The sequence below is a fragment of the Rhizobium sp. R711 genome (genome assembly GCF_002211365.1).
Lineage (GTDB): Bacteria > Pseudomonadota > Alphaproteobacteria > Rhizobiales > Rhizobiaceae > Rhizobium.
Genome location: NZ_LOKZ01000001.1, coordinates 966,002 through 989,553 on the forward strand (window position 1 = coordinate 966,002; position 23,552 = coordinate 989,553).

Genomic DNA, 23,552 nt, shown 5'->3' on the forward strand with positions numbered 1-23,552 from the left:
ACGGAGTAGACATTATGAACATGTTGACGGAAGCAGCAGTTGAGAAAGCGGTTGATCAGAAGATGAATACCATTCCCTACAAGATGATCGGCCAGGACGTCTCGGTTTATTACGGCGAGAAGCGCGCGCTTTTCGATGTGAAGCTGAACATCCGCGAAAACACTGTGACGGCCCTCATCGGACCATCGGGCTGTGGCAAGTCCACGTTCCTGCGCAGCCTGAACCGTATGAATGACACGATCGACAATTGCCGCGTGACCGGCAAGATCACGCTCGACGGCGAAGATATCTACGATCCGGATATTGACGTGGTGGAACTCCGTGCCCGGGTCGGCATGGTGTTCCAGAAGCCAAATCCGTTCCCGAAGACGATCTACGAAAATGTGGCCTACGGTCCGCGTATCCACGGTCTCGCCAGGTCGAAGGCCGACATGGACCAAATCGTCGAGCTCAGCCTACAGCGCGCCGGTCTGTGGAACGAGGTGAAAGATCGCGTTCATGAAGCCGGCACTGGACTTTCCGGTGGTCAGCAGCAGCGCCTCTGCATCGCCCGCGCTGTTGCCGTCAGCCCGGAAGTGATCCTGATGGACGAGCCGTGCTCGGCACTCGATCCGATCGCCACGGCAAAGGTCGAGGAACTGATCCACGAACTCCGCGAGAACTACACGATCGTCATCGTGACGCACTCGATGCAGCAGGCCGCCCGCGTTTCGCAACGCACCGCCATGTTCCACCTCGGCAACCTCGTCGAGGAGAATGATACCGACAAGATGTTCACCAACCCGGACGACCCGCGCACCCAGGACTACATCATGGGCCGCTTCGGTTGATCGGTCGCTTTGGTAGCACTCACGATATTCAAGGATGAGCCCTATGGCATCGACACATATCTTTTCCGCGTACGACGATGATTTGAAGTTCCTGTCCCGCCGCATTTCGGAAATGGGCGGTTTGGCCGAGCAGATGGTCTCGGATGCCGTTCGCGCCCTCGTCAACGGCGACACGGCTCTCGCCCAGAAGGTCATCTCCGACGACGTGATCCTTGACCACGCCGAACGCGAGATCGGTGACAAGGCGATCGTCACGATTGCGCGCCGCCAGCCGATGGCAGCCGACCTTCGTGAGATCATGGGCTCCATCCGCATCGCGGCGGACCTGGAGCGCGTCGGCGATCTTGGCAAGAACACTGCCAAGCGCGTTATTGCTGTCCAGAGCGCCGGCGTGCCGCGCAAGCTCGCACGCGGCCTCGAGCACCTCTCGGAGCTCGCGCTGGTCCAGCTCAAGGAAGTGCTCGACGTCTACACGAGCCGCGCTGCTGACAAGGCAAAGTCGATCCGTGAGCGCGACGAGGAAATCGACGCGATGTACACCTCGCTGTTTCGCGAGATGCTCACCTATATGATGGAAGATCCGCGCAACATCACCAGCTGCACGCATCTCCTGTTCTGCGCCAAGAACATCGAGCGCATCGGCGACCACGCCACCAATATTGCCGAAACCATCTACTACATGGCCACCGGTGCCCAGCCGGAAGGCGAACGTCCGAAGGACGATACCGCCAACACCGTCGGCGCAGTCACTGAATAATCGCTCCGCGACCGCGCCCCCAGGAGACCGAAACGAATGATCCCAAAAGTAGCTGTCGTTGAAGACGAAGAAGCACTGAGCGTGCTTCTTCGCTATAACCTTGAGGCTGAAGGTTTCGAGGTCGATACCATCCTGCGCGGCGACGAAGCCGAGATTCGGTTGCAGGAACGGACGCCAGACATCCTGATCCTCGATTGGATGCTGCCTGGCGTATCTGGCATCGAGCTCTGCCGTCGCCTGCGTATGCGGCCGGAGACCGAGCGCCTGCCGATCATCATGTTGACGGCCCGCGGCGAGGAAAGCGAACGTGTTCGCGGCCTCTCCACCGGTGCCGACGATTACGTCGTCAAGCCGTTTTCGACACCGGAGCTGGTTGCTCGCGTCAAGGCGATGCTTCGCCGTGCCAAGCCGGAAGTGCTCTCCACGCTACTAAAGTGCGGCGATATCGAGCTCGACCGCGAGACGCATCGCGTTCATCGCAAGAGCCGCGAAGTCCGCCTCGGTCCGACCGAGTTCCGGCTCCTCGAATTCCTCATGGCGTCCCCTGGCCGCGTCTTCTCGCGCTCGCAATTGCTTGACGGCGTCTGGGGTCACGACATCTACGTCGATGAGCGTACTGTAGACGTCCATGTCGGTCGTTTGCGCAAGGCACTGAACTTCTCTAACATGCAGGACGTCATCCGCACCGTTCGCGGCGCCGGCTATTCCATGGAAGCCTAAGCTTTCCCCGGAAAGCCAGCGCGACTTTCATAAAATTTCACAAACGAAAAACGGGCCCGCGAGGGCCCGTTTTCTTTGGTCCTTATCCGGCTTCCGGGTCAAGCGACCCGGTTGGCAGCCTTGCGGCGCTCGTTCACCGGCTGATAGGCCATGCGTTGATGATACGTGCAATAGGGGGAGTTGTCCGGAGACTCGCAGCCGCAGAAGTGGAAATCATCTTTCAGCGGGTCGCCGACCGGCCACTTGCAGGTGCGTTCGGTCAGTTCAGTCAGGCCGAGGCGGCGCGAAATCGGAACGACGACGTTTGCGGCCGGACGATACCGGACTTCCTCGATCGCATCGATCTCGATTTCTTCCTTGAGCATGGTCGCACCCTGCTGGCGGGTGACGGTGCGTGTGGCGACGCGAGACGCATAGTTCGGAGCGCGGGGCGCGGATGTCGTGCGCTTGGGCGTTCTGACAGTCGTTGTCGTGCCCCCGGCCTTGGCGCGGCCAGGCAAACTCAAACGGTGGACTTTGCCAATGACAGCGTTACGGCTTACACCGCCAAGTTGTGCCGCGATCTGGCTGGCGCTAAGCCCTTCGGACCACAGCTTCTTCAGTTTTTCAACGCGCTCGTCTGTCCAGTTCATGCCCCTGTCTCCGCCTTATTAGCGTTGGTGTAGGCAGAATCCTTCACCGTTGCCCTGGACGTATCCAAGGCAAGAAACGCCTGCTCGATTTTGGTGACTAGTTCCGCCGCATGCAGTCTAGTAATTGAGTTTTAACCTAGTGTGAGGCTGACTCCGTGACAAGAGTCGGTTGAATCTCGGCGAATCGAATTTCAAGTTTTCCCCAACTTGCTGGGTGTGAGAGTCATTTTTGCAACATTAGTTGTTGATAGGTCTGCCGCCTTCGGATGGCAGCTTGACGCGTGCTGGAAAACCTCAGTTTTGTTGACATTGCAGTGCGAAAAGTAAATAGTGCTGCTTGCCGCCGAAAGGCGGCATTTTTAATTTCCGGACACTGCGTTCCTTAGCCGGAGTCCGCCCGCTGATGGTTATTGACAGGAGATCGCGCCATGGCTGAAGCCGCGCTTTACGACACCTACTCTCGTGCCCCGCTGCGGTTCGAGCGAGGAGAAGGCGTGTGGCTGATCACCGAAGCGGGCGAGCGATATCTTGATTTCGGCGCAGGCGTTGCCGTGACTTCCGTCGGCCACGGCCATCCGCATGTGGTGGGCGCGCTGAAGGAGCAGGCCGACAAGGTCTGGCACCTGTCCAATATCTACGAGATTCCTGGCCAGGAAACGCTCGCGAAGCGGCTCACCGAGGCGACGTTCGCCGATAAGGTGTTCTTCACGAACTCCGGCGCGGAAGCTCTGGAATGCGCGATCAAGACCGCGCGCCGCTACCAGTTTTCAAAGGGGCATCCCGAGCGGTTCCACATCATCACCTTCGAAGGTGCCTTCCATGGCCGCACGCTGGCGACGATCGCTGCCGGCGGCCAGGAGAAATATCTCGAAGGCTTCGGTCCCAAGGCTCCTGGCTTCGATCAGGTTCCGTTCGGCGATCTCGATGCCGTGCGCGCCGCTATCACAAGCGAGACGGCCGCTATCCTCATCGAGCCTATTCAGGGAGAAGGCGGCGTTCGCCCGGCGACCAACGAGTTTCTGAAGGCGCTCCGCGCAATCTGCGACGAAAACGGCCTGCTGCTGATCTTCGACGAAGTGCAAACGGGTGTGGGCCGTACGGGCAAGCTCTTTGCGCACGAGTGGTCCGGCGCCACTCCCGACATCATGGCAGTGGCCAAGGGTATCGGCGGTGGCTTCCCGCTCGGCGCCTGCCTTGCGACGGCAGAGGCCGCTTCCGGCATGAAGGCTGGCACGCATGGCTCCACCTATGGCGGCAATCCGCTTGCCATGGCTGTGGGCGGCGCCGTGCTCGACGTGATCCTCGCGGAAGGCTTCCTGCAGCAGGTGCGCGACGTCTCGCTGGTCTTCCGCCAGGGGCTGGCCTCGCTCAAGGATCGCTATCCTGATATCATCGAGGACATCAGAGGCGAGGGGCTGCTGCTTGGCGTCAAGGCTGCCGTGCCGTCCTCCGAGTTGCTGCAGGCGATCCGTGACGCTCACCTGCTCGGTGTGCCTGCCGGTGACAACGTCATTCGTCTTCTGCCGCCCCTGGTCGTCACAGCCGACGAAGCCCGCGAGGGCCTTGCCCGCCTCGAACGCGCCGCCGAAAGCGTGCGTGCTTCAAAGCTCAAAAAGACGGCTTAATGGACAGTGCCTGTCGCAAGGCGGGCGTGATAGGTAAAGACAATGGCTTCCCCAAAACACTTCCTCGATCTCTCCGCCGTCACGGCATCCGACCTGCGGCTCATCATGAATGACGCAATGTCACGCAAGCAGGCCTTCAAGGCCGGGCAGGGCGATAAGCCGCTCGCCGGCAAGATGCTGGCGATGATCTTCGAAAAGCCCTCGACCCGTACCCGCGTCTCCTTCGACGTCGGCATGCGCCAGCTCGGCGGCGAGACGCTGTTCCTGTCGGGCACCGAGATGCAGCTCGGCCGTGCCGAGACGATCGGCGATACGGCAAAGGTGCTGTCGCGCTATGTCGATGCGATCATGATCCGCACGACCGATCATGCCCGCATGCTGGAGCTTGCCGAGCATGCAACGGTTCCCGTTATCAATGCGCTGACTGATGATACCCATCCCTGCCAGATCATGGCTGACATCATGACCTTCGAGGAGCATCGCGGTCCGATCAAGGGCAAGACGATCGCCTGGACCGGCGACGGCAACAACGTGCTGCATTCGCTTGTCGAAGGAGCTGCGCGTTTCGGCTATCGCATGAATATGGCGGTCCCCCTTGGTTCTGAGCCGAAGGATCACTATTTGAACTGGGCCCGCGATGAGGGCGCCGAAATCATGCTTTGCCATGATGCAGACCGTGCGGTCGCCGGCGTCGATTGCGTGGTGACCGATACCTGGGTCTCCATGAATCAGGAACATCGGGCCCGGGGTCACAACGTCTTCCAGCCTTATCAGGTCAACGCGGCTTTGATGGCGCAGGCCGACAAGGATGCATTGTTCATGCATTGCCTGCCCGCCCATCGTGGTGAGGAAGTCACGGACGAGGTGATCGACGGCCCGCAATCCGTGGTCTTCGATGAAGCGGAAAACCGTCTTCATGCACAGAAGTCGATTCTTGCTTGGTGCCTGGGCGCGATCTGAACCATACTGGACGCCACATCGGGCCCGAAGGGCCAGTGGCCGTGCGAGCGGATGGACACTCTTGTCCGCCGCTCTCAGACTAGGAGAAGACCATGGCAGAACCTGCAGCCACCCTCGGCGAATTCAATTTCGCCGGCGATGATCATGTCGTTCCTTTTCAGGTGGAAGGCCTGGACGTGCGCGGTCGCGCTGTCCAGCTCGGCCCGATGCTGGACGCGATTCTTGAGCGTCATCGCTATCCTGCGCCTGTCGCGCGGCTTCTTGCTGAAGTCGTCGTGTTGACGGTGCTGCTCGGCACGTCGCTGAAATTTGAAGGAAAGTTCACGGTGCAGACCAAGGGCGATGGCCCGGTCGACCTGCTGGTTTGCGATTTCTCGACGCCGGAGAACGTGCGGGCCTACGCTCGCTTCAATCACGGCCTCCTCGACAAGGCCGTTGCCGCCGGACAGGTTGAACCTGAACAGCTGCTCGGCAAGGGCATGCTGGCCTTTACGATCGATCAGGGCAAATTCAGCCAACCCTACCAGGGCATTGTTGCGCTCGATGGGGCGACGCTGGAGGAGATTGCCGGCACCTATTTCCGCCAATCGGAGCAGATCCCGACGCGCGTACGTCTTGCCGCAGCCGAACTCTTCGACCGCGACGAGGCCGGCAAGCCGCGTCACCGCTGGCGGGCAGGGGGGCTTGTTGCCCAGTTCCTGCCGGAAGCGCCGGAGCGCATGCGCCAGCCGGATCTTCACGGCGGCGATGGCGACACGGCTGGCAGCTCCCACAAGGAAGACGATGCCTGGGCTGAAGCCCGCTCCCTCGTCGACACGATCGATGCCGACGAATTGACGGATCCGCAGGTCGGCACCGAGCGGCTGCTTTACCGGCTGTTCCACGAGCGCGGCGTTCGCGTCTACGAACCGCGCGAGGTCTTCGATCGTTGCAGCTGTTCCCGCGAGAAGATCAAGGGCGTTCTGAAGGGGTTCTCGGCAGAAGAAATTGATGCCAGCCAGGAAGACGGCACAATTTCGGTCACCTGCGAATTTTGCTCGACGACCTATCGCTTCGAAGTGGAAGAGGTGGCGGAGGCTGCCGAGTGATCAGTTCAGGACTCTGAGTAGCCCTGGCGAATCCAGCGAGAAGGCGGGTATTTCGACATTGAAAAGCTCGCCTTCATCGGTTTCCATCTGATAGTGGCCGAACATCAGCCCAGATGGCGTATCCAGCGGGCAGCCCGAGGAATACTCATAGGTATCGCCCGGCGCGAGCCGCGGCTGTTCACCAACAACCCCGGCGCCCGTGACCTCGTCGACGATCCCGTTCTGGTCGGTGATATTCCAATAACGGTTCATCAGCCGCACGGTCTTGTCGGAATTATTGCTGATGACGATCTTGTAGCCCCAGACATAGCGATCGTCGTCCGGATCGGATTGCTCCTCCAGATAAAAGGGTTCGACAACGACTTCAATGTCTCGTGTAAGGGCGCGGTACATGCCTACACCATAGTCAACATACGTTACCGGTATCTTATACGACGGCCGTTCCGTCAATAAACCGATAGTCGATCACGTCCGAAATGCCTGTAATGGCAAGAAGTTTCGCGTGTTAGATCCGATTTTTGACCGCCTTGCTTGCGGCAAAGAGCGGAGGACTACCGGCCGGATTTGCGTCAATCCGGCCGATATTTGGCTGATCAGGCGTTCACTTTGGCGAGTGCCTGGGCGAAATCCTCGATCAGGTCGTCGGTGTCTTCGATGCCCGCAGAGAGACGAACGGTGCCGCCGGAGATACCGAGTTCGGCACGCGCCTCGTCGCTCAGGTTCTTGTGCGTCGTCGTCGCCGGGTGCGTGATCAAGCTCTTGGCGTCGCCGAGATTGTTGGAGATCTTGATCACCTGCAGTGCATTCTGCAGCGCGAAGGCCGCTTCCTTGCCGCCCTTGAGTTCGATGGCGACGAGCGTCGAGCCGCCCTTCATCTGTTTGGCGACGATGTCGGCCTGCGGATGGTCCTTGCGGCCGGGGTAAATGACCTTGGCGACCTTCGGTTGATCGGCCAGGAAGTCGGCGATCTTCGACGCATTTTCGGTCTGCTGCTTGACGCGCAGCGGCAGCGTTTCGAGGCCCTTGAGCAGCGTCCATGCCGTGAATGGCGACATGGCCGGGCCGGTGTGGCGGTAATAATCCTGCAGGTTCTCGTTGACCCATTCCCTGTCGGAGAGGATGACGCCGCCGAGGCTGCGGCCCTGGCCGTCGATGTGCTTGGTTGCCGAATAGACGACGATATGGGCACCGAGTTCGAGCGGCTTCTGGAAGATCGGGGTGGCGAAGACGTTGTCGACCACGACCTTGGCGCCGATCTGGTTGGCGAGCTTCGCAACACCGGCGATATCGATCACCTCAAGCGTCGGGTTCGTCGGGCTTTCCAGGAAGAATACCTTGGTGCTCGGGCGGATCGCCCTTTCCCAGTTCTCAAGATAGCGACCATCAACGAGCGTGCACTCGATGCCGTATTTCGGCGCAAGCGTTTCCACGACCCAGCGGCACGAGCCGAAAAGGGCGCGGGCGGCAACGATGTGGTCGCCGGCCTTCAATTGGCAGAGGATTGCAGCGGTGACGGCTGCCATGCCCGAGGCCGTGGCACGGGCTTCCTCGGCACCTTCGAGGGCGCACATGCGCTTCTCGAACATGTCGTTGGTCGGGCTGCCGTAGCGGGCGTAGATGTAGCCGTCCGACTCGCCCTTGAAGCGTGCTTCCGCCGCTTCCGCGCTTTCATAGACGAATCCCTGTGTGAGGTAGATTGCTTCGGAGGTCTCGCCATATTGCGAACGCAGCGAACCGCCGTGGACGAGTTGGGTTGCCGGGCGCCAGGTCTTGCTCATGAATCACCACTTTCAAACAACAAAAAAACCGGCCGCGAAAGCAGACCGGTTTTGCACCCGGTCCTTTTAGCCACTTGTTTAACGTGGCTGCAAGCCGACCGGCCAAATCACCACGGGATAAAGGTGCAATACTGCCGTTCTATGCTTGCGTCAATTCCTTGAGTTTGGTTTTGTCTCCGACAAATATGGATGGGGCATGATGGCTCGCGTAACAGGAATTTTGGCAGATCGTGCGATTGCTGGGCTTTTCGAGGCCGGGCGTCTCAGCTCGGAGCGCGATCTGGATCACGACCAGATCCAGCCGGCAAGCCTTGACCTCCGGCTCGGTGCCAAGGCTTTTCGCGTTCGCGCGAGCTTCATGCCTGGCCCTTCGCATCTCGTCTCCGACAAGCTCGATCGCCTGAGCCTCCACGTCGTCGACCTCTCCGAAGGTGCGGTGCTGGAGACCGGCTGCGTCTATATTGTTCCCTTGATGGAGCGCCTCGACCTGCCGGCCGATATGTCGGCCTCGGCCAATCCCAAAAGCTCAACCGGGCGTCTGGATATCTTCACGCGCGTCATCACCGACTATGCACAGGAGTTCGACAAGATCCCGGCCGGCTATTCCGGTCCCCTCTATCTCGAAATCAGTCCACGCACCTTCCCGATCGTCGTGCGCCGCGGCTCGCGCCTGTCGCAGATCCGCTTCCGGGTCGGCCATTCCGTGCTCGGTGAGCCCGAACTGCTGGCGCTGCATGACGCCGAGACGCTCGTTGCCAGCAAGCAGCCGAACGTATCGGGCGGCGGCATTGCGCTGTCGATCGATCTTGCCGGCGACAAGGACGGCCTGATCGGCTACCGCGGCAAGCACCATACCGCCGTCGTCGATGTCGACAAGAAGGCGCAGCACGACATCTATGACTTCTGGGAACCGCTCTATAGCCGCGGCCGCAACGAACTGATTTTGGATCCGGACGAGTTTTACATCCTGGTTTCCCGCGAAGCCATTCATGTGCCGCCGCACTACGCGGCCGAGATGACCCCTTTCGATCCGCTGGTCGGCGAATTCCGTGTGCACTATGCGGGGTTCTTCGATCCCGGTTTCGGCCATGCGCCCGCTGGCGGCCGCGGCAGCCGTGCGGTGCTCGAAGTCCGCAGCCACGAGGTACCTTTCATCCTCGAAGACGGCCAGATCGTCGGCCGCCTCGTTTACGAGCACATGCGGGAGCACCCGGAAAGTCTTTACGGCACCGGCCTCGGCTCAAACTATCAGGCACAGGGCCTGAAGCTCTCGAAGCATTTCCGCATCTAGCGCCCGAACCTAGACCTCGGCGCCACCGCGATGCTGGCTACTCGGCCAAAGGCGGAGCCACGCTTCTGTCGCCGATCTGAAGGAATGGCGTTCGGCGGGTGAAAAAGCGCGGCTTGTGGTGCCGCGGTGAGCCATGCTGCGCCTGTGCGGTGACGGTATTGGGTTCGAGGTCGCCTATCAGTACAGATGGGCGCGCAAACACACGCTTCCAAAGGCCTTTTCCGGCCGCAAGCGGGTGGGCGCGCCGGGGCATAACCTCCGGCATCTCACTGAATATCCTCTGCACCATCTTCTCGCGAACGCCTTGGGCGGTCTTGGTGATTTTCCAGGCATCGCGCCGGTCTCTGATGCCGACGATAGACAGGGACATGCGATCCATCGCCGAGACCTGGCCGGCAACATCAAGATCGGGGAAAGGAGTGAAGATAAGAATATCGCCCAACCGCGTCTGACCGAACGCAGCCTCATCGTGCATCGTCAACGTTGCCTTGCCGATGGATATGGTATCGACGGTGCAAGCAGACGATCTGCCGCTGCTCGCGACATGTCCCTGGCGGTCGAGTGGAAACTGGATCTTGTCGAGCGCTTCTCTCGGAAGTTCGATACAGACGAGCAGCGACACGAACGCGTAGACCATGACGACCATGCCCAAGCGACGCTGAAGCCGTCGAGGTCATTGTAAGTTCCAAGCAGGGGCCCGTTCAGCATCCCGATAAATGTCAGGACGATCACAGCAAGAAAGGTCCCGGCGATTGGATAGATGACTTCGACGCGGCCGCGGTCCTCGCCCTTGGCGGTCACTTTGAAGGCTCGACCGAAGGGGTGGAGCAGGGCATGGAAGAGTGCGATGGTGATCGGAATCGCGGATACCATCTGCGACACCTCGGTAAAGAGGGGCAGGCTGCGCCAGCCCGAAACCCATGCGTGGAACGCCCACATTCCGGCAACCATCGGCAGCGCATAGAGGAAGAATGCTTCGGGCTCCATGAGGATCGCTGGCAGGCCAAGGAAATAGTAGAGTAGCGGTGCCGCCATGAGCAGCAGGATGAAGGGGCGGCAGAACCAGAAAAGAAGCCCGTGAAAACAGTGCAGCCGTTGGAGGATCGTGAATCCTTTGCCGAGGAAGGGACCATCGCGAAGGAGCGCCACCTGAATTGTTCCGAGGCACCACCGGCAGCGTTGGGTGATGTAGCCGGAGAGACTTTCGGCCGAGAGGCCAACGCTCAAGCGCTCGTTCAGCCAGCGCGTCTTTAAGCCCTTTTGCAGCAGGCGATATGTCAGATGAATGTCTTCGGTGACCGTTTCTTGCGGCATGCCACCGATCATCGTCAGGGCGTCGCGGCGAACGACACAGGAAGTCCCGACGCAGAACGCTGTGCCCCAACCGTCTTTCGAAGGTTGCATGACATGGAAGAAGATGCGCTGGTCGTCGACCCAAGCCCTCGACGCCAGAAGATGATGCTGGACCGGGTCTGCATTGCAGTAGAATTGCGGCGTCTGGATGAGGCCGATATTAGTGTTGACGAACTGCCCGATCGTTCGGTTCAGGATCGCCCGCTGCGGCGCGAAATCCGCGTCAAGAATGAGAATGAAGGGTGCGTTGGTTTCCCTTGCTGATTGACGCACGCGTTGTTGATGTTGCCACCTTTCGCGCCAACATTGTCCTCTCGTCTGAGATAGCGAACGCCGTCGTCAAAACAATAATCCTCCAGCCAATCACGCCGTCCATCGTCAAGTACCCAGACTGTGAAGTTGCTGTAGTCGATGGCCTTTGCGGCAAGAATTGTTCGTTCAAGAATGGAGAGTTCTTCGTTGTATGTGCAAATAAAGACATCGACGGCAGGCTGTCGTTCAAGTCTTCCCAGAAGCGCCTCGCTGGCGTCTGCCGCGCCGCGATGATCGGTGCGTCGGAAGAAGAAAACGATCGACAAGACCGTGTAGAAGATCACGACGAGCTCGAAGGACAAATAGATCCGAGGCCAAATGGCATACGCGCTCCATTCGAAGTCCGGCAGAGTCTTTGTGAGGCGAAAGTAAGGGTAGTTCACCAGCATGACGATGAGGATCGCGCCGAAGATAATCCGGTCGATGCCCCGTCGGCTGTCAAGAAGCCAAGTGCATCCCAATATTAGGGAAATTGCAGGCACGGCGAACAGAATGGAGTCGGACAGGGTGACTAATTCCGGGGACATGGGGGCTCCTTGTCGCTCGATGTTTGACCTGCGCGGCCGACAAAGGGGTTGAGGTCAAGCGCAGCAAGAACTGTCCACCCCGTAGCGCCGATATGTGGGAGGCGATAATACTTGAAGTCGCCCGGCGACGAGTTCGGCCCCACCTGGAGTCCGGTTGAAAGTTGCTCGTTGACCGTCGCGTAAATCAGGTTGCCAGGTGTAATCTGCCCCTGGATCGTCTTGAGCAGGGGTTCGGCCTTTGCCTCTTGGCCGCTAAGGCGGAGCACGAGCGCGGCCTGCGCCGTCCCTTCGAGCCAGATCCCGTCGCGGTCGCTATTGAAGTCGAAGCCGCCATCCACCCCATGGTGAACTTCAGTCCATTCAATCACGCGATCGGCCTTCGCCTTGAAGTCTGGAACCGCGATCAGCGGCCAAAGCTCCGCGTCGAGGCCCGACATGGCGACATTCGGTGCGTTGCTGTCCGGTGCGCTACCAATAAAGAAGCGCCCTTCGCCCTCATTCCACATTGCCTTCAGAAACCGCAGAGCACTGTCGCCACGGTGTTGCCAATCCCCGCCGCTGTCGAGGCGGGCAAGCCAACTGTCCGCTGCATAGATATCCAGATTATGCTCGGTCGATTTCCACGTCATGCGCTCGGGCGTCGGCTCGTGGCCGAAGTAGCCTACATTTCGGGGATCAGCGGTGTTTCGATGAATCCAGCCATGATCTTGCGGGCGGCATCGAGATACGCGGGCTGGTCGGTTTCCTCGTAAGCCATCAGCAGCGCAAGTGCACCCCAAGCAGTACTGCCCGTCGCCGTGCCGACCTGATAACCATCCTCGATCCAGGAGTTGCTGGTGGCGTTCCAATATCCCGGAAGCAGCATGCCTTCCTTACCTGGAATCACAGGTCCCGACCGGTATGCGTTTCGCAATCGTCCATCGTGGCGGTCGGTTTCGAGCGCGAGCACAAGCGCGTCGGCGATCCGACGCGCCTCTGCTTTCCGCTGGCAGCCATAAAGGGCCATCAAGGCAACCGCATTGTCGTAGGTGAAGCCTGTATTTTCGAGTGCCGGGTGCAACGCCGATCCGCCATTGGCAGGCTCGAAGCTTCGAAGGACGAAGGGTTGCCCCGGCTCGCCGTTCATTTGGGCGGCCAGGCCGTCGCAGAGTGAGCAGGCAAGCTGCTTGCGCGCGGTCTCGTCAGCTAGCGCGGGATGCGCAAAGGGAAAAAAGGCCGCGCCGACAAGCGCAATCGCCAGGATCGGCCAGCACGGTATCCACCACTCCACACGCTTCATCGTGCCTCGCAATACGAATTTGAGATCGGCATGAGTGTTACTGAGCAGAGGTCGTGGCGTTCGCAGCACGCGGGCGAACGGTTTCGTCGAACAGCGCCGAAGCGGAGAGCCACTGCTCGATGAGAAGAGCGTGGCCACGGCAAGCTTCGAATATCGTGTGACGCGCGAGATCATCGTCTCCCCGAGCGAAACGATTGCGTCTTCGCCGACGTGACATCCGAAGAACTTGTCGTCGCTGCGTTGCGAGGCGCCTCCCTCGTCGGCCGCCGGCTCATCCATCTTGATCAGCACGTAGACTTCGTGGCCCTCGGCCTCGGGGAATTTCGCGAAGTATCGGTTTTCCGGACCGGAGTTGAAGTATCGGACAATCTTGTGAATGTGCCCGCTTCGCTTGACCCCGAGACTGCGAAAATTGACCATTGCAGGCATGCCAATCTCAAGCGACGCGACGTCTCGACTCCGATAGACCGCGGCCGCAAAGGCATCGTTGCAATCAAGCGATTTGGCAACCGGTTGGCCCTGCATGACAAAGTCGCCGAACGACGCGTCCACACTGACGATTTGGCCGTGGTGTTCCGCGATGACTTCCGCGGCACCAGTCTTGCCCAGGCGCCCCTCTTCACGTGAAACGAGGTTCTCGACCTGTTGCTTGCGCTCCGACATCTGATTGAGTTCAATGGTATCTTCAGCGATGTCGCCAGTAAGCTTCGATCGCTGCATCTCCAGCGTCAGAAGATTGGCGGCAACCGTGCCACCGGTATAGATATCGCGGCTAACCAGCGAGCGAACGATCTCGTTGCGTCGCAACTCGCCTCTTGCGGATTCGAGTTCATACTGCGCCCGCGTTCCGTTTCTGCCGTTGAGGTTCGATGCTCGCTTCCGACACCAGTCCCTTTTTCAGGAGTACCATCTGCCGCTGCAATAGCGCGTCCTGCTCTCTCAGCCGCGCCTCGTAGGTTTGGACCGTGGATTTCGCGTTGTCGATCACTGGACAATTCGCTGAGCACGCCGTCCTTCACATTGTCGATCTGGGCCTTGACCTTCTCCAACTGCGCGCTGCGTTCGGCAATGACGCTCGTCGTGTTGTTGAGTTTCTCCGCCCAGTCCAGCCGTTCGAGCCGAAGGCCCGTCAACGATGTTTGGTCTTGATTGGGGTTGGAAACCGTTGCCGTGACGTCGCCGAGATTGACGACCTGGCCAACCTGTAGCGAGATCTTGTCGACCCTGCCGTAGATTGGTGAGGCGATCATCTGAACCGGCGCGTTGATCACCGCACGCGTTGAAACGATAAAAACTGGTTGGGAATCATCGCCATTGCGATGATGAAGATAAGCATAAAGGCGAATGAGTAGCCTAGAATGCGGGATACAAAAAGTATCCTGTGATCGCGATGATCAAGTCCTGCAGTTTCGTCCTTCATTTTCTTCAATCCTGACGTTGTCACGATCTCAATGAACTGAAGGGCGTTTCCATAGTTATTTTGTTTTGTTTCTGTCTGCGCTTATAGCATCGGGGTTACTATCGGTAAAATGACATATTATTATTAAAAGGAGGTATTGATTGAACGTTGCGGTAAAGTCGCAGGAGTGGGCGGAGGCCGCAATCCTCTCAGGCAACTTCTTGTCAGCCAGGTATGCCAGCTTGACAGACGCCGCCATCTGTTGAAAGTCTCGGCTGTGCGCGGGTGTAGCTCAATGGTAGAGCAGCAGCTTCCCAAGCTGAATACGAGGGTTCGATTCCCTTCACCCGCTCCAAACCATCTGGCCAAAAGACTCCTGCCAACGCGCGCCGACCGTTCAGCTTCGCGCGGTACGACCATACATCTGCGCGGCGATTTTCAGCCCTTTTTGATACTTGCCTGGGTCGGATCCAATCTTCTCGGCTTGCTCGAGATTGTCCTTGAGATCGGCGACCTTGACCGGACGGGCGAGCGGGTTCCTCAAGGCCCGCATGACGAATTCGTCATCGTTCTCGTCGGGTCGTTTGGTCAATGCATCGACAGCATCGACGATCGTGGAACTGAAGCCCTGTTCCCGTAATCGATCCAGCGTCCAACCGGGTCCCTTTTCGACAACGTCGTGTAGGTACGCGACCACGCGCTCTTCTCCAGCCTCGACGGCATCAGCCACGCGTCTGCAATGCAGGAAATACGGTCCTCCGGTTTTGTCGGTCTGATCCGCGTGTGCCTTGAACGCGATCTTTGCCGCATTCAGCAGGTCTACGGCCGGTTGATCGTCGTGTTCATTGATCCATTGTCGCTGACCTGCGGTCATACCTTTCTTCCTCCGAGCTACCATTGGCCGGAGCGTTATTTTTCCGACCGCTCTAGGAGAATTCGCGCCTCTTCAAAACGGCGCTTCCGATCGCCGTCTGCCTCGTTCGGTGAATAGCACGTGCTCGATACGCAGAACCTCACGAGATGATGCGGCTTGTCCGTCTTGTCGAACTCGCATTCGAATGTGTCAGTCATGTCGGTCGGCGCGGTGCCTTCTCGCGTGGAATAGGTCATCCTCACGCCCGGCGGCTTCAATTCCGGAAAGGACTGAACGGTTCCGATCGCAAGCTTGTCCATCATGAAGAAGCCCTTGGCGACGGATTGACAGGTCGCCTCAAGGTCCCGCGACTGCGCGAATGCGGCGGCAGGAAACATGAGAAACAGGGATAGAACTAGGCCGCTTCGCAACTGCGTTGCCTCCGCCTGTTGATCGGGGAGGCCGACGAACCGGATCTCCTCCGCGCCATTAACGGTTGAAACATCCGAGAGTTCCTGTCGTTTCGTCGCTTAGGACCAAAGTCCTCGCGCCCTCGGACTGAAGTCCTAGAACGGAACGCTCGCCTCGATAATCGGTTCCCTTTGGAGTGCTGAACAAGTCTTTAGTCCCAAAAGGATATCGACTTGACCAACATGTTCGTCAGCCGTTGGAACAGGGGAGTTGCCGCTATGCCGACATTCTTCTTGCGCCTGATTGATAAGGAATGTGTCGAGGCGGGAGATCTCCGCTACGATTGCGCCTCGGCCGAGGACGCGATTGAGGAGGCACGCATTGCTCTTGCCGAACTTGCCCGCGAGGGACTGCCACGCGTACCAGGGGGTACGCTCGCGGTCGAGGTATTGAACGAATATCACTGCCCCATCAAGGAAGTAAGATTGCTAGTGCAGGAGATCGACAGGTCCCTGGGTCCTGCCACTAGGGTGCAATTGGCGAGAAGCCGCGAAGAAGGCCCATGGGGCGAGGATAGGCAACAACAGGGAGCGAAGGAGTAGCGACCCTCACCGTTAATACAAGTGATATCTCGTGATCCGACCTGGAAGGAACTTGGCCGACTGGCTGCAGGCAAAGGCCCAGCCCTTCCTCAGGAGAAGTGGCAAGTGCTGTTCGATTGCTCCGGGATGAGTTGCGGGTTCCTTCAACAAAAATTGCCTTGCGAGCATCGCGCGATCAGGGTAGCCGAGCATTGCAAGCCATCCTTCCGAGTTCAATGGATCCCCGCATAAAATGAGCCCGAAATTGCTTTATCGATTCATCGATTTGTTCAGTGCGTCCAAATCCAAGTATCGTGATCATATCGTGCCGTTCCCGATCGATTCACAGATCATCATATCTCAGGCCACGCATGGGGAAATTGTCGGCTTCTATACGTCAAGTTCGTTCTATGAGCATGAGGCTGCACGGATGGTCGCATCCGCTCAACGCCTTGGGTTGCCAGTTCACACAACCGCGGTGGATAGCACCGGCAGTTGGGTTCGCAACGCGGCGCTGAAGCCCACCTTTCTCCTCGATGCGCGTAGAAACCATCGCGGCCCGCTGCTCTACGTCGATGTGGACGCGGTGTTTCACCGAGATCCTTGGCCGGTTTTGACGAGCTACAACTGCGATCTAGCGGTCTATCGAGAAGCGGACCGGTTGATTTCCGCAACCATCCTGCTGAATGACACGCCGGCGACGTTGCGCCTGCTGGAAGTATGGAAAGAACGGTGCGACCAGGATCCCGACATATGGGATCAAGTCGTCCTGCAGGAAATTCTTGATGAAGATCGCGCAAGCGAGACACCGCAATATCAGGTCGGCGACCTTCCCTCTTCGTTTTGTTGGATCTTCGACCGGCTCTTAAACACAAAGGCCGAGGCGGTTTATATCGAGCAACTGCAGGCAAGTCGGCAGGCCAAGGCCAACGAGAAGCGAGGCCGCAACAAAATGCTCGAGCGGCGCAAGGAACGCATCGCAACGATCGAAACGATCCTCGCGCCTTTGATGGACGCAAAAACCGACGAACGACCGAAGCTTTAGCGCGGACGCTTGGCACATGGCTGAAGCTAGCTCCTTTTGTCTAAGCGCATGCGTCGTTGCGGAACACTCCCATGCCTCGGTCGTTTAGCCTCCAGTCCAACACACAAGGAGACGACCTCATGGATTGGAACCGCGTCGAAGGAAACTGGAAGCAGATGAAAGGCAAGATCAAGGAGCAGTGGGGCAAACTCACGGACGATGATCTTGATCAGATTGCCGGCAAGCGCGATCAGTTGGAGGGCAAAATCCAGGAGCGCTACGGCATCGCACGCGATCGCGCACGGCGCGATATCGATGACTGGTACGGCCATCAAACCTGGCATTGATCAGGGTAAGCCCGGAGAGACGGCTTCTCCGGGCCTCACACCACTAGCGTTCCTGCGGAAAGTCGATCTTCGTCATGAAGCCGCGCTCGACCAGTTGCTGCGGCCCTTCATAACGAATTGACTGATCGTAGCTGAAATCTATCTCCCCTTCGCGGTGAAGCACATTCATCATCTTCTGGTAGTGTTCGGAGGAGTTATAGTGCTGTTTACCCTCAGCCGCCTCGGTAATCTTCGCCTTGTAATTGGTGAAGAACTTGAAATGCAAAATGCCGCCCCAGACAGAGGGGAAATTGCGCTCGTAGGGCAGCGGTTGATGCGGACTGCTTCCGAAAAAGCATTTCCTGTCCCAGTAAATGACGGGGTACTTGATAAGCTCATTGCCCTCGGAGAATTTCCGACCTCTTGGTCCGCCCTTGATGCTGATGCCGCGCTTCGTGAGCATTGACACATAGCTGTTGCCATCAAGATAGCGCGAGAACTGCCATGGCCTGTCGACGAAAGACTGCCCTCCGGCGACTTCGCTCAGGTTGGGATACATATCCAACATCGGTGCCGCCATTCGGCGGAGGTTTGCGGCTTCAAGTGCGCGGATGAGTGAAGGCAATGGTCTTTCGAAGCAGTCGTCGTAGACAAGGAATTCGTCAGAATCGACGTTCAGGTACCATCGGTTGAAGCCGTACTCGGAGAAGAGGCGTTCTCGCCAATTCCGGCCACGCCTCGCTTGGCCATACCTCACCGGAGAAGTCCAGACGTCAATGTCCGGCTCGTTCAACAGCGCTTCTCTTGTCCCGTCGGTCGAGACGTCGTCGACACAGATGAACCGCGTCACACCCAGTTGGCGATAATGGTGAATGAAAGCATTGAGAAGAACGATGTCGTTATGCGTGACAAAAACAAGCGGCACATCGGTTGCCCCCAGGGGCCGGATCTCGCCGACGGGCGAAATGCTCACATCGGCCCGATTGCGCCGTTCACGACGAGTTACCCGAAATGTGTCGTAGGCCGTCCGGAGGCGATCCAGAAAGGAGCGCGTAAGGTCCGGCGCGCCGGATGGAAATGGGTAATTCATGAGAGGAACACAGGACTCCTAGAACCGGAAATATTACCACAGACCTGACATTCATCGGTACGGCACCACGGCAACTTCATCGATCAGGCCGATGTGCAGGGACACCAGATCCCCGCTGGTTTACTTCGTTGCCACGGAAATGCAACGACCCACGTTGCCAGCCTGTCTTGAGGGCTTGAGCACCAAGGGAGGATGCCCCCTAAGAAGTAAGCCGAAGAGAAATTACGATAGTTGACAATCTTCTAATAAACATAGTTAATTTTTAACTATTCTCCGATATCACGGGAACGCAGACGACCCTTGGTTGTTGTCGGCATGATCAGGAGGAGTTGCAGAATGCTTTTGAAGATTTTCACGGCAAAGCGCGAAATCCGGGACAATGGCGATACCGGCACATACGCCGACGGTTACCTTGCGCCTGAGGTAGCTCTTGCGTCTGCGCGCAATGACGATCGTGCATCCTACGAACGTGATTATGGTCGCGGCCGTAAGGTAGAGCAGGTTCCGCTGGGATTCGCCTGAGTTTCCTTTTTTCGTTTTGTCCCGGCGCGAGCTCGCGCCCTGCAGCGAAGCCATGGTCTGTTGCATGAAATCAGAAAACCGTAATCGAAAAGGGCGGCATCGAGCCGCCCTTCGTTTTTCTACCCTTGCTGAGATTAGAACTCTGTCCAGTCGGCGTCGTCGCCCGGGCTGGAAGGCGCACTACCGAATGCGCTTGCAAGTTTCTGCCCAAGTGCCCGAGCTGGCGAATTGGAGGGGCGCGTGACCCCTGGAGTGGCGATGCGGACTGTCGCCTTTCTGGCTGCGACCGGCGGTGCGGCCGGGCGCGGCGCGGAGTGGATCGGAGCGCTCTGCAGCGGCGCTGCGACAGCCGTCGCGCTGAAGCCGCCGGTGCCGGTGAGCTTGAACTGGTCGAGCAGATTGTTCAATGTCGCCGCTTCCGTTGCGAGCCTGTGGCTCGCAGCGGTGCTTTCCTCGACCATGGCCGCATTCTTTTGCGTTCCCTGGTCCATCGTATTCACGGCCGTATTGATCTCGTGCAGGCCGGTCGATTGTTCGCGGGCGGCTTCCGCAATCGCGTCGACATGCTGGTTGATCTCCTGAACCTCATGAACGATCGCATCGAGCGCCCTGCCGGTTTCGCCGACCAGCGAGACGCCCGTCTGGACATGGCCGCCGGATGTCGTGATCAGCGACTTGATCTCCCGGGCAGCGTTGGCGGAGCGCTGCGCGAGTTCGCGCACCTCCTGGGCAACGACGGCAAAGCCCTTGCCGGCCTCGCCGGCGCGGGCGGCTTCGACGCCGGCGTTGAGGGCAAGCAGGTTCGTCTGGAAGGCGATGTCATCGATGACGCCGATGATGTTGCCGATCTCTGCGGAGGACTGCTCGATCTTCTGCATCGCATTGACTGCCTTGCGCACGACCTGGCCGGACTTTTCCGCGCCTTCGCGCGTGCGCGCCACCAGCCCGCGTGCTTCCTCGGCGCGTCGTGCGGCATCTTTGACCGTGGTAGTAATTTCTTCGAGAGCAGCCGCCGTCTCTTCGACGGACGCTGCCTGCTGCTCCGTCCGCTTCGAAAGCTCGTCCGCCGAGGCGCGAATTTCGCTTGCACCGGCGGTGATGGCGCGGGCGTTCGCGCCGACCGTCTGCATCGTGTCGTTCAGCCTCAGGATCGAGTTGTTGAAATCCTGTCGCAGCGTGTCGAGGTCGCCGACGAAAACCGCGTCGATCCGTGATGCGAGGTCGCCGGCCGCCAGCCGGCGCAAGCCTTCGCCAAGTGCGCCGACGGCGCGCGAAAGGTCCGCCGCCTCGGTTGCGCGTTGCGCTTCGCGTTCACGGCGTTCACTGTCACCGAGATTGCGGCTCTTTTCGGCCTCGCCCTCAAGCCGGATACGATCGACGGCATTGTCGCGGAAGACGGCAACGGCGCCGGCCATCTGGCCGACCTCGTCGCGACGATCGAGACCGTCGATGGGGCTCTGTGTATCGCCCTGAGCGAGCTGTGTCATGCGGTCACGCAAACGGGCCATCGGGGCAGTGATCCCCGCTTGAGCAACCCATACGGCAAGGCAGAGCGCGCCCAGTACCGCGAGGCCGATCAGCGCGAAGCAGAGGGTGATGCGCTGGTTGACAGTCGCGGAGAGCGCGTCGCCGCCATCGTTGAGCAATGCCATCAGTGCATCATTGTTGGCGATCATTTTCGGAGTGACTGTGCTCAGCTTGGCGTTGAGCATGCTGGCTGCGAGCTGCGCGCCGGCGCTGTCCTGTGCCTTGGCTAGGTCGACGACCTTGCTGGAAAGCGCTTCCATCTCGCCGATGCCGACGAGAATGTCATCAATCGCTTGCTTGCGGCTCGGAACCAAAGCGGCCGCCTGTTCGAGGCGTTCGCGCGCTTGCGACATCTTGCTTGGCGTCGCGAGCGCCGTGTTGAAAGCGGGCGTGTCCGGTTTGAGGCCGGCGATCAGCGTCACCTGGAGCACGGCTGCGTTTGCCGAAGCGCTGGCGCGCGATGCCAGCATGGCGGCCAGCGCCTCGTGATCGATGAAGGCGCTGTAGGTGGCGTCGGCGCCGCGGAATTCGGTGATGACGTAAACGAGCCCCCCGAGCGCGATCGCCCCGAGAAGCGCGACGACGGATATGATCTTCGTCCGGATTTTGAGGTTCTTCAGCATGGATATGTCCAATCGCTTGATCCGGCCGATTGGGCGGCCGGCTATTGAAGCATTTTGAGATGCAGGGCATGTCGCAGGAAACGGCATGGTGGGATGCCCAAAAGGCTCGACATGCGCATCATGCATTCGGCCCGTGAGCCGGCGTCGTCCCGGCGAATAGAATGGGAGATTGCTTAATGTGCTCCTAACGCATGCGGCCTGTCCCCGGAAAAATTTCGACCCCGCCGCCAAAGGATGAGCAGTGCTAAGCGCGGCGCAACTTCTCACTGGTGCTGACCGGGACATGAGGCGTCTTGTCCCAGAAAAGGGCCTTCTCGGCAGCTCAAGAAGGGCACGCCACGCCGCGACTGAGATCATCAGCCAGTAGAGTGGGACATAGATCCAGCGCCAGCCAATGCTGCGTTTCTCTTCGCGCAGCATCACGACCCTGCCGAGCAGCAAAAAAAGCCCATAGCTTGCCGCCATATTGGCGAGATCGAGGAGGAGGAGCGCGCCTTCGCTGCTATCGGTGGGTGGAAAACCGAGGGCTAGGTAGCCGGCGGTAGTGATGAGAAGCATGATCAGCCAGGGATGGGTGAGCGAGGACAGTAGCATGCGGCCGATCAGCAACTGGAACATCAGGAAGCCGCCCGTGCCCATCTCGCGCAGGAGACGCGTCGGCTCTCGCATCATCACCAGCCATGTCTGCAACCAGCCTTTGAACCAGCGAGTCCGCTGGTTGAGCCAGACCCTGAATGTGGCCGGAGCGTCCTCATAGGTCGGGCAATCGATGACGCCGCACTTGTAGCCGAGCCTATGAAGCCGCATGCCAAGATCGGCATCCTCGTCACGTTATACGGGTCCCAACCGCCGCATTCCCTCAGAACCGCAACGCGCAAATGGTTGGAGGTGCCGCCGAGCGGAACCGGCATGCGCCGCCGAGTCAACATCGGCAGCAGCATGCGAAACAGCGCCGCATATTCCGACGCGAATGCCGCGGTGATCCAGGATGCCGCCCCGTTGGAAATCACGAGCGGCGCCTGAAGACACACGATGTCGTGAGGGCTTGTGGCAAACTGCGAATAGGCTGCACGCAATTGGTCGGGATGAGGATGATCTTCCACGTCGTAGATCACGACGAATTCGCCGCGGGCACCGGCCAGCGCATAGTTCAACGCTTTGGGTTTCGTACGCGGGTGGGCCGGCGGCACCTCGACGATCTCGAATTGCGGTCCAGGCCGCTCAGCCCTTAGAGCATCGATCGTCGCGTGATCGTCCGCCTCGCACACCAGCTTGATATCGAGTATCGAAGGTGGCCGTTCAGCCGGCTAAGGGACCTAACGAGTTGAGCCACGACGTCTGCCTCCCGATAGAGAGCAACAAAGGACGGTGTAGACCGGGAGATGGTCTGAAGGGGGCGGGTCCGGCTCCCGACACCTGTGGTCGAGAAGTGCTGCGGCACGGACAAGGATGACGGCCAGATAGAGCAGCGAGATCGCTGCGTGCAGGGCGACCAGCGTGAGCGTGCCGGTGGTGAGGGCGAAGGCAAATGCGCAGATGCCTGCGCCCGCGAGAAATCCCTGCTTGCCTGAAAGAACGATCCGCGCGCTGAAGCGCGCCTTGTCCTCGAAGAGGGTGCTGACGCTGCTACCGGCGCGCCACACCGCGGCCCGCAATGCTGCGGGCGTCGTGACGACGATGCTGTCGGCCAATCCCGGCTTCTTCTCGAATGTCTGCGAGAGTGCCGCGAGGTTCCGGGCCTCCGGCACAATCGCGAGCATGCATTTGCTAATATAGTTTAGCCGGATGCAGCGAGCCTGCAGGAGCTGGCTGTCGGGTGCCTTGTCGTCGTTGACAAGGGAACTGTCGATTGCCGAAAGAAAGGGAAGCCGAAGCCCGCGCCAGCGACGCGTAGTAGCTGTCGGCGTCGATGGAACCCCCTGCAAGGAGTTCCTGCTCGATGCTGGTGCCATTGCGGCGGGCGAGCAACATCGCCCGCGCGATGATCGGCTTGCCGATGCCGAGTTGCAGCAGAACCTCTGCTTCCTGCTAGTAGGAATCGTTG

The 23,552-nt window shown here is 59.3% G+C and carries 27 protein-coding genes, 1 tRNA gene and 1 riboswitch; of the genes, 12 read left to right on the forward strand and 16 right to left on the reverse strand.

The features are described from left to right. The first annotated feature begins 14 nt into the window (after positions 1-14). The 3 genes from pstB to phoB are packed head-to-tail and all read left to right on the forward strand — an operon-like array spanning position 15 to position 2,307. Entirely contained in the window at positions 15-830 is an 816-nt protein-coding gene (gene pstB / locus ATY80_RS04670) for a phosphate ABC transporter ATP-binding protein PstB (RefSeq protein ID WP_088691257.1), read from the forward strand. Between the two features lie 43 nt (positions 831-873). Then, a complete protein-coding gene (phoU, locus tag ATY80_RS04675; protein WP_007796220.1) occupies positions 874-1,587 on the forward strand; it encodes a phosphate signaling complex protein PhoU in 714 nt (237 codons plus the stop codon). A gap of 36 nt (positions 1,588-1,623) precedes the next feature. Continuing rightward, positions 1,624-2,307, forward strand: coding sequence for a phosphate regulon transcriptional regulator PhoB (gene phoB / locus ATY80_RS04680; protein WP_016552616.1), 684 nt, complete (start codon positions 1,624-1,626; stop codon positions 2,305-2,307). A 98-nt stretch (positions 2,308-2,405) separates the two neighbouring features. On the opposite strand, the gene ATY80_RS04685 is transcribed toward phoB, so the two are convergent. After that, positions 2,406-2,939: a GcrA family cell cycle regulator gene (locus ATY80_RS04685; protein ID WP_088691258.1), complete on the reverse strand. Its 534-nt coding sequence runs from the start codon at positions 2,937-2,939 to the stop codon at positions 2,406-2,408. Between the two features lie 428 nt (positions 2,940-3,367). Here ATY80_RS04685 and ATY80_RS04690 point away from each other — a divergent pair, with 428 nt between their 5' ends. From ATY80_RS04690 to ATY80_RS04700, 3 genes are all read left to right on the forward strand, one after another. Next, positions 3,368-4,564, forward strand: coding sequence for an aspartate aminotransferase family protein (locus tag ATY80_RS04690; RefSeq protein WP_088691259.1), 1,197 nt, complete (start codon positions 3,368-3,370; stop codon positions 4,562-4,564). A 42-nt stretch (positions 4,565-4,606) separates the two neighbouring features. Continuing rightward, positions 4,607-5,524, forward strand: coding sequence for an ornithine carbamoyltransferase (argF, locus tag ATY80_RS04695; protein ID WP_088691260.1), 918 nt, complete (start codon positions 4,607-4,609; stop codon positions 5,522-5,524). 92 nt (positions 5,525-5,616) lie between these two features. After that, entirely contained in the window at positions 5,617-6,612 is a 996-nt protein-coding gene (locus tag ATY80_RS04700) for an Hsp33 family molecular chaperone (RefSeq protein ID WP_088691261.1), read from the forward strand. Here the strand turns inward: ATY80_RS04700 and apaG are convergent, their stop codons facing one another. Both apaG and ATY80_RS04710 read right to left on the reverse strand, forming a co-directional pair. Beyond that, positions 6,613-7,005: a Co2+/Mg2+ efflux protein ApaG gene (apaG, locus tag ATY80_RS04705; protein WP_088691262.1), complete on the reverse strand. Its 393-nt coding sequence runs from the start codon at positions 7,003-7,005 to the stop codon at positions 6,613-6,615. It lies immediately after the preceding gene. A gap of 200 nt (positions 7,006-7,205) precedes the next feature. Continuing rightward, positions 7,206-8,390 (reverse strand): O-succinylhomoserine sulfhydrylase, encoded by a 1,185-nt coding sequence (locus tag ATY80_RS04710; protein ID WP_088691263.1) that lies wholly within the window; start codon positions 8,388-8,390, stop codon positions 7,206-7,208. A 45-nt stretch (positions 8,391-8,435) separates the two neighbouring features. Continuing rightward, positions 8,436-8,514: riboswitch (SAM riboswitch) on the reverse strand. A gap of 72 nt (positions 8,515-8,586) precedes the next feature. Between ATY80_RS04710 and ATY80_RS04715 the strand changes: the two genes are divergently transcribed. Continuing rightward, a complete protein-coding gene (locus ATY80_RS04715) occupies positions 8,587-9,681 on the forward strand; it encodes a 2'-deoxycytidine 5'-triphosphate deaminase (RefSeq protein WP_189637083.1) in 1,095 nt (364 codons plus the stop codon). 37 nt (positions 9,682-9,718) lie between these two features. Here the strand turns inward: ATY80_RS04715 and ATY80_RS29410 are convergent, their stop codons facing one another. From ATY80_RS29410 to ATY80_RS29440, 7 genes are read right to left on the reverse strand one after another with little or no spacing between them, the layout of a single operon-like run. Further along, positions 9,719-10,156, reverse strand: coding sequence for a hypothetical protein (locus tag ATY80_RS29410; protein ID WP_245306746.1), 438 nt, complete (start codon positions 10,154-10,156; stop codon positions 9,719-9,721). A gap of 2 nt (positions 10,157-10,158) precedes the next feature. Beyond that, the gene (locus ATY80_RS29415; protein WP_245306747.1) at positions 10,159-11,307 is read right to left on the reverse strand and encodes a glycosyltransferase; all 1,149 of its coding nucleotides are present in this window, start codon (positions 11,305-11,307) and stop codon (positions 10,159-10,161) included. Beyond that, the gene (locus ATY80_RS29420) at positions 11,226-11,873 is read right to left on the reverse strand and encodes a glycosyltransferase (RefSeq protein ID WP_348626623.1); all 648 of its coding nucleotides are present in this window, start codon (positions 11,871-11,873) and stop codon (positions 11,226-11,228) included. Before ATY80_RS29420 ends, ATY80_RS29415 begins: the two co-directional genes overlap by 82 nt. Further along, positions 11,858-12,502: a hypothetical protein gene (locus ATY80_RS29425; RefSeq protein ID WP_245306748.1), complete on the reverse strand. Its 645-nt coding sequence runs from the start codon at positions 12,500-12,502 to the stop codon at positions 11,858-11,860. Before ATY80_RS29425 ends, ATY80_RS29420 begins: the two co-directional genes overlap by 16 nt. Before the next feature lie 32 nt (positions 12,503-12,534). Further along, a complete protein-coding gene (locus ATY80_RS29430) occupies positions 12,535-13,959 on the reverse strand; it encodes a hypothetical protein (protein WP_245306749.1) in 1,425 nt (474 codons plus the stop codon). After that, entirely contained in the window at positions 13,881-14,402 is a 522-nt protein-coding gene (locus tag ATY80_RS29435) for a hypothetical protein (RefSeq protein ID WP_245306750.1), read from the reverse strand. Before ATY80_RS29435 ends, ATY80_RS29430 begins: the two co-directional genes overlap by 79 nt. 17 nt (positions 14,403-14,419) lie before the next feature. Further along, positions 14,420-14,572: a hypothetical protein gene (locus ATY80_RS29440; protein ID WP_245306751.1), complete on the reverse strand. Its 153-nt coding sequence runs from the start codon at positions 14,570-14,572 to the stop codon at positions 14,420-14,422. Positions 14,573-14,832: 260 nt separating this feature from the next. On the opposite strand from ATY80_RS29440, the gene ATY80_RS04740 reads away from it, so the two are divergent. Then, positions 14,833-14,906: transfer RNA gene (locus tag ATY80_RS04740), tRNA-Gly, on the forward strand. 42 nt (positions 14,907-14,948) lie between these two features. Here the strand turns inward: ATY80_RS04740 and ATY80_RS04745 are convergent. Continuing rightward, positions 14,949-15,425 carry an HD domain-containing protein gene (locus ATY80_RS04745; RefSeq protein WP_088691265.1) on the reverse strand — a complete coding sequence of 159 codons (477 nt, stop codon included), beginning with the start codon at positions 15,423-15,425 and terminating at the stop codon, positions 14,949-14,951. A 35-nt stretch (positions 15,426-15,460) separates the two neighbouring features. Beyond that, on the reverse strand, positions 15,461-15,835 hold the full coding sequence (locus tag ATY80_RS04750; protein ID WP_245306752.1) for a hypothetical protein: 375 nt from the start codon (positions 15,833-15,835) through the stop codon (positions 15,461-15,463). A gap of 213 nt (positions 15,836-16,048) precedes the next feature. Here ATY80_RS04750 and ATY80_RS04755 point away from each other — a divergent pair, with 213 nt between their 5' ends. From ATY80_RS04755 to ATY80_RS04770, 3 genes are all read left to right on the forward strand, one after another. After that, positions 16,049-16,417, forward strand: coding sequence for a hypothetical protein (locus ATY80_RS04755; protein WP_141105535.1), 369 nt, complete (start codon positions 16,049-16,051; stop codon positions 16,415-16,417). A 232-nt stretch (positions 16,418-16,649) separates the two neighbouring features. After that, the gene (locus ATY80_RS04765) at positions 16,650-17,441 is read left to right on the forward strand and encodes a putative nucleotide-diphospho-sugar transferase (protein WP_088691269.1); all 792 of its coding nucleotides are present in this window, start codon (positions 16,650-16,652) and stop codon (positions 17,439-17,441) included. A gap of 119 nt (positions 17,442-17,560) precedes the next feature. After that, the gene (locus ATY80_RS04770) at positions 17,561-17,767 is read left to right on the forward strand and encodes a CsbD family protein (RefSeq protein ID WP_088691270.1); all 207 of its coding nucleotides are present in this window, start codon (positions 17,561-17,563) and stop codon (positions 17,765-17,767) included. Between the two features lie 43 nt (positions 17,768-17,810). Here the strand turns inward: ATY80_RS04770 and ATY80_RS04775 are convergent, their stop codons facing one another. Next, positions 17,811-18,836 (reverse strand): glycosyltransferase family 2 protein, encoded by a 1,026-nt coding sequence (locus tag ATY80_RS04775; RefSeq protein ID WP_088691271.1) that lies wholly within the window; start codon positions 18,834-18,836, stop codon positions 17,811-17,813. Between the two features lie 336 nt (positions 18,837-19,172). Between ATY80_RS04775 and ATY80_RS04780 the strand changes: the two genes are divergently transcribed. Further along, positions 19,173-19,358 (forward strand): hypothetical protein, encoded by a 186-nt coding sequence (locus ATY80_RS04780; RefSeq protein ID WP_088691272.1) that lies wholly within the window; start codon positions 19,173-19,175, stop codon positions 19,356-19,358. A gap of 134 nt (positions 19,359-19,492) precedes the next feature. Here ATY80_RS04780 and ATY80_RS04785 read toward each other — a convergent pair whose 3' ends face one another. The 3 genes from ATY80_RS04785 to ATY80_RS29450 form a co-directional block, all read right to left on the reverse strand. Next, positions 19,493-21,508 (reverse strand): methyl-accepting chemotaxis protein, encoded by a 2,016-nt coding sequence (locus tag ATY80_RS04785; RefSeq protein WP_088691273.1) that lies wholly within the window; start codon positions 21,506-21,508, stop codon positions 19,493-19,495. A 671-nt stretch (positions 21,509-22,179) separates the two neighbouring features. After that, positions 22,180-22,776: a glycosyltransferase gene (locus tag ATY80_RS30115; RefSeq protein ID WP_348626624.1), complete on the reverse strand. Its 597-nt coding sequence runs from the start codon at positions 22,774-22,776 to the stop codon at positions 22,180-22,182. 48 nt (positions 22,777-22,824) lie between these two features. Continuing rightward, entirely contained in the window at positions 22,825-23,433 is a 609-nt protein-coding gene (locus ATY80_RS29450) for a hypothetical protein (RefSeq protein WP_245306753.1), read from the reverse strand. Positions 23,434-23,552 lie beyond the last annotated feature (119 nt).

Excerpts from the sequence above, each read along its gene's own strand:
- ATY80_RS04785 (WP_088691273.1), bottom strand. The coding sequence starts at position 21,508 with ATGCTGAAGAACCTCAAAATCCGGACGAAGATCATATCCGTCGTCGCG.
- ATY80_RS29420 (WP_348626623.1), bottom strand. The coding sequence starts at position 11,873 with ATGTCCCCGGAATTAGTCACCCTGTCCGACTCCATTCTGTTCGCCGTG.
- ATY80_RS04745 (WP_088691265.1), bottom strand. The coding sequence starts at position 15,425 with ATGACCGCAGGTCAGCGACAATGGATCAATGAACACGACGATCAACCG.
- pstB (WP_088691257.1), top strand. The coding sequence starts at position 15 with ATGAACATGTTGACGGAAGCAGCAGTTGAGAAAGCGGTTGATCAGAAG.
- ATY80_RS04780 (WP_088691272.1), top strand. The coding sequence starts at position 19,173 with ATGCTTTTGAAGATTTTCACGGCAAAGCGCGAAATCCGGGACAATGGC.
- ATY80_RS29440 (WP_245306751.1), bottom strand. The coding sequence starts at position 14,572 with ATGAAGGACGAAACTGCAGGACTTGATCATCGCGATCACAGGATACTT.
- ATY80_RS04710 (WP_088691263.1), bottom strand. The coding sequence starts at position 8,390 with ATGAGCAAGACCTGGCGCCCGGCAACCCAACTCGTCCACGGCGGTTCG.
- ATY80_RS04690 (WP_088691259.1), top strand. The coding sequence starts at position 3,368 with ATGGCTGAAGCCGCGCTTTACGACACCTACTCTCGTGCCCCGCTGCGG.
- ATY80_RS29425 (WP_245306748.1), bottom strand. The coding sequence starts at position 12,502 with ATGACGTGGAAATCGACCGAGCATAATCTGGATATCTATGCAGCGGAC.
- ATY80_RS29435 (WP_245306750.1), bottom strand. The coding sequence starts at position 14,402 with ATGATCGCCTCACCAATCTACGGCAGGGTCGACAAGATCTCGCTACAG.
- ATY80_RS29410 (WP_245306746.1), bottom strand. The coding sequence starts at position 10,156 with ATGCACGATGAGGCTGCGTTCGGTCAGACGCGGTTGGGCGATATTCTT.
- argF (WP_088691260.1), top strand. The coding sequence starts at position 4,607 with ATGGCTTCCCCAAAACACTTCCTCGATCTCTCCGCCGTCACGGCATCC.
- apaG (WP_088691262.1), bottom strand. The coding sequence starts at position 7,005 with ATGTACCGCGCCCTTACACGAGACATTGAAGTCGTTGTCGAACCCTTT.
- ATY80_RS04715 (WP_189637083.1), top strand. The coding sequence starts at position 8,587 with ATGATGGCTCGCGTAACAGGAATTTTGGCAGATCGTGCGATTGCTGGG.
- ATY80_RS04685 (WP_088691258.1), bottom strand. The coding sequence starts at position 2,939 with ATGAACTGGACAGACGAGCGCGTTGAAAAACTGAAGAAGCTGTGGTCC.
- ATY80_RS04770 (WP_088691270.1), top strand. The coding sequence starts at position 17,561 with ATGGATTGGAACCGCGTCGAAGGAAACTGGAAGCAGATGAAAGGCAAG.
- phoU (WP_007796220.1), top strand. The coding sequence starts at position 874 with ATGGCATCGACACATATCTTTTCCGCGTACGACGATGATTTGAAGTTC.
- ATY80_RS04775 (WP_088691271.1), bottom strand. The coding sequence starts at position 18,836 with ATGAATTACCCATTTCCATCCGGCGCGCCGGACCTTACGCGCTCCTTT.
- ATY80_RS04700 (WP_088691261.1), top strand. The coding sequence starts at position 5,617 with ATGGCAGAACCTGCAGCCACCCTCGGCGAATTCAATTTCGCCGGCGAT.
- phoB (WP_016552616.1), top strand. The coding sequence starts at position 1,624 with ATGATCCCAAAAGTAGCTGTCGTTGAAGACGAAGAAGCACTGAGCGTG.
- ATY80_RS04765 (WP_088691269.1), top strand. The coding sequence starts at position 16,650 with ATGAGCCCGAAATTGCTTTATCGATTCATCGATTTGTTCAGTGCGTCC.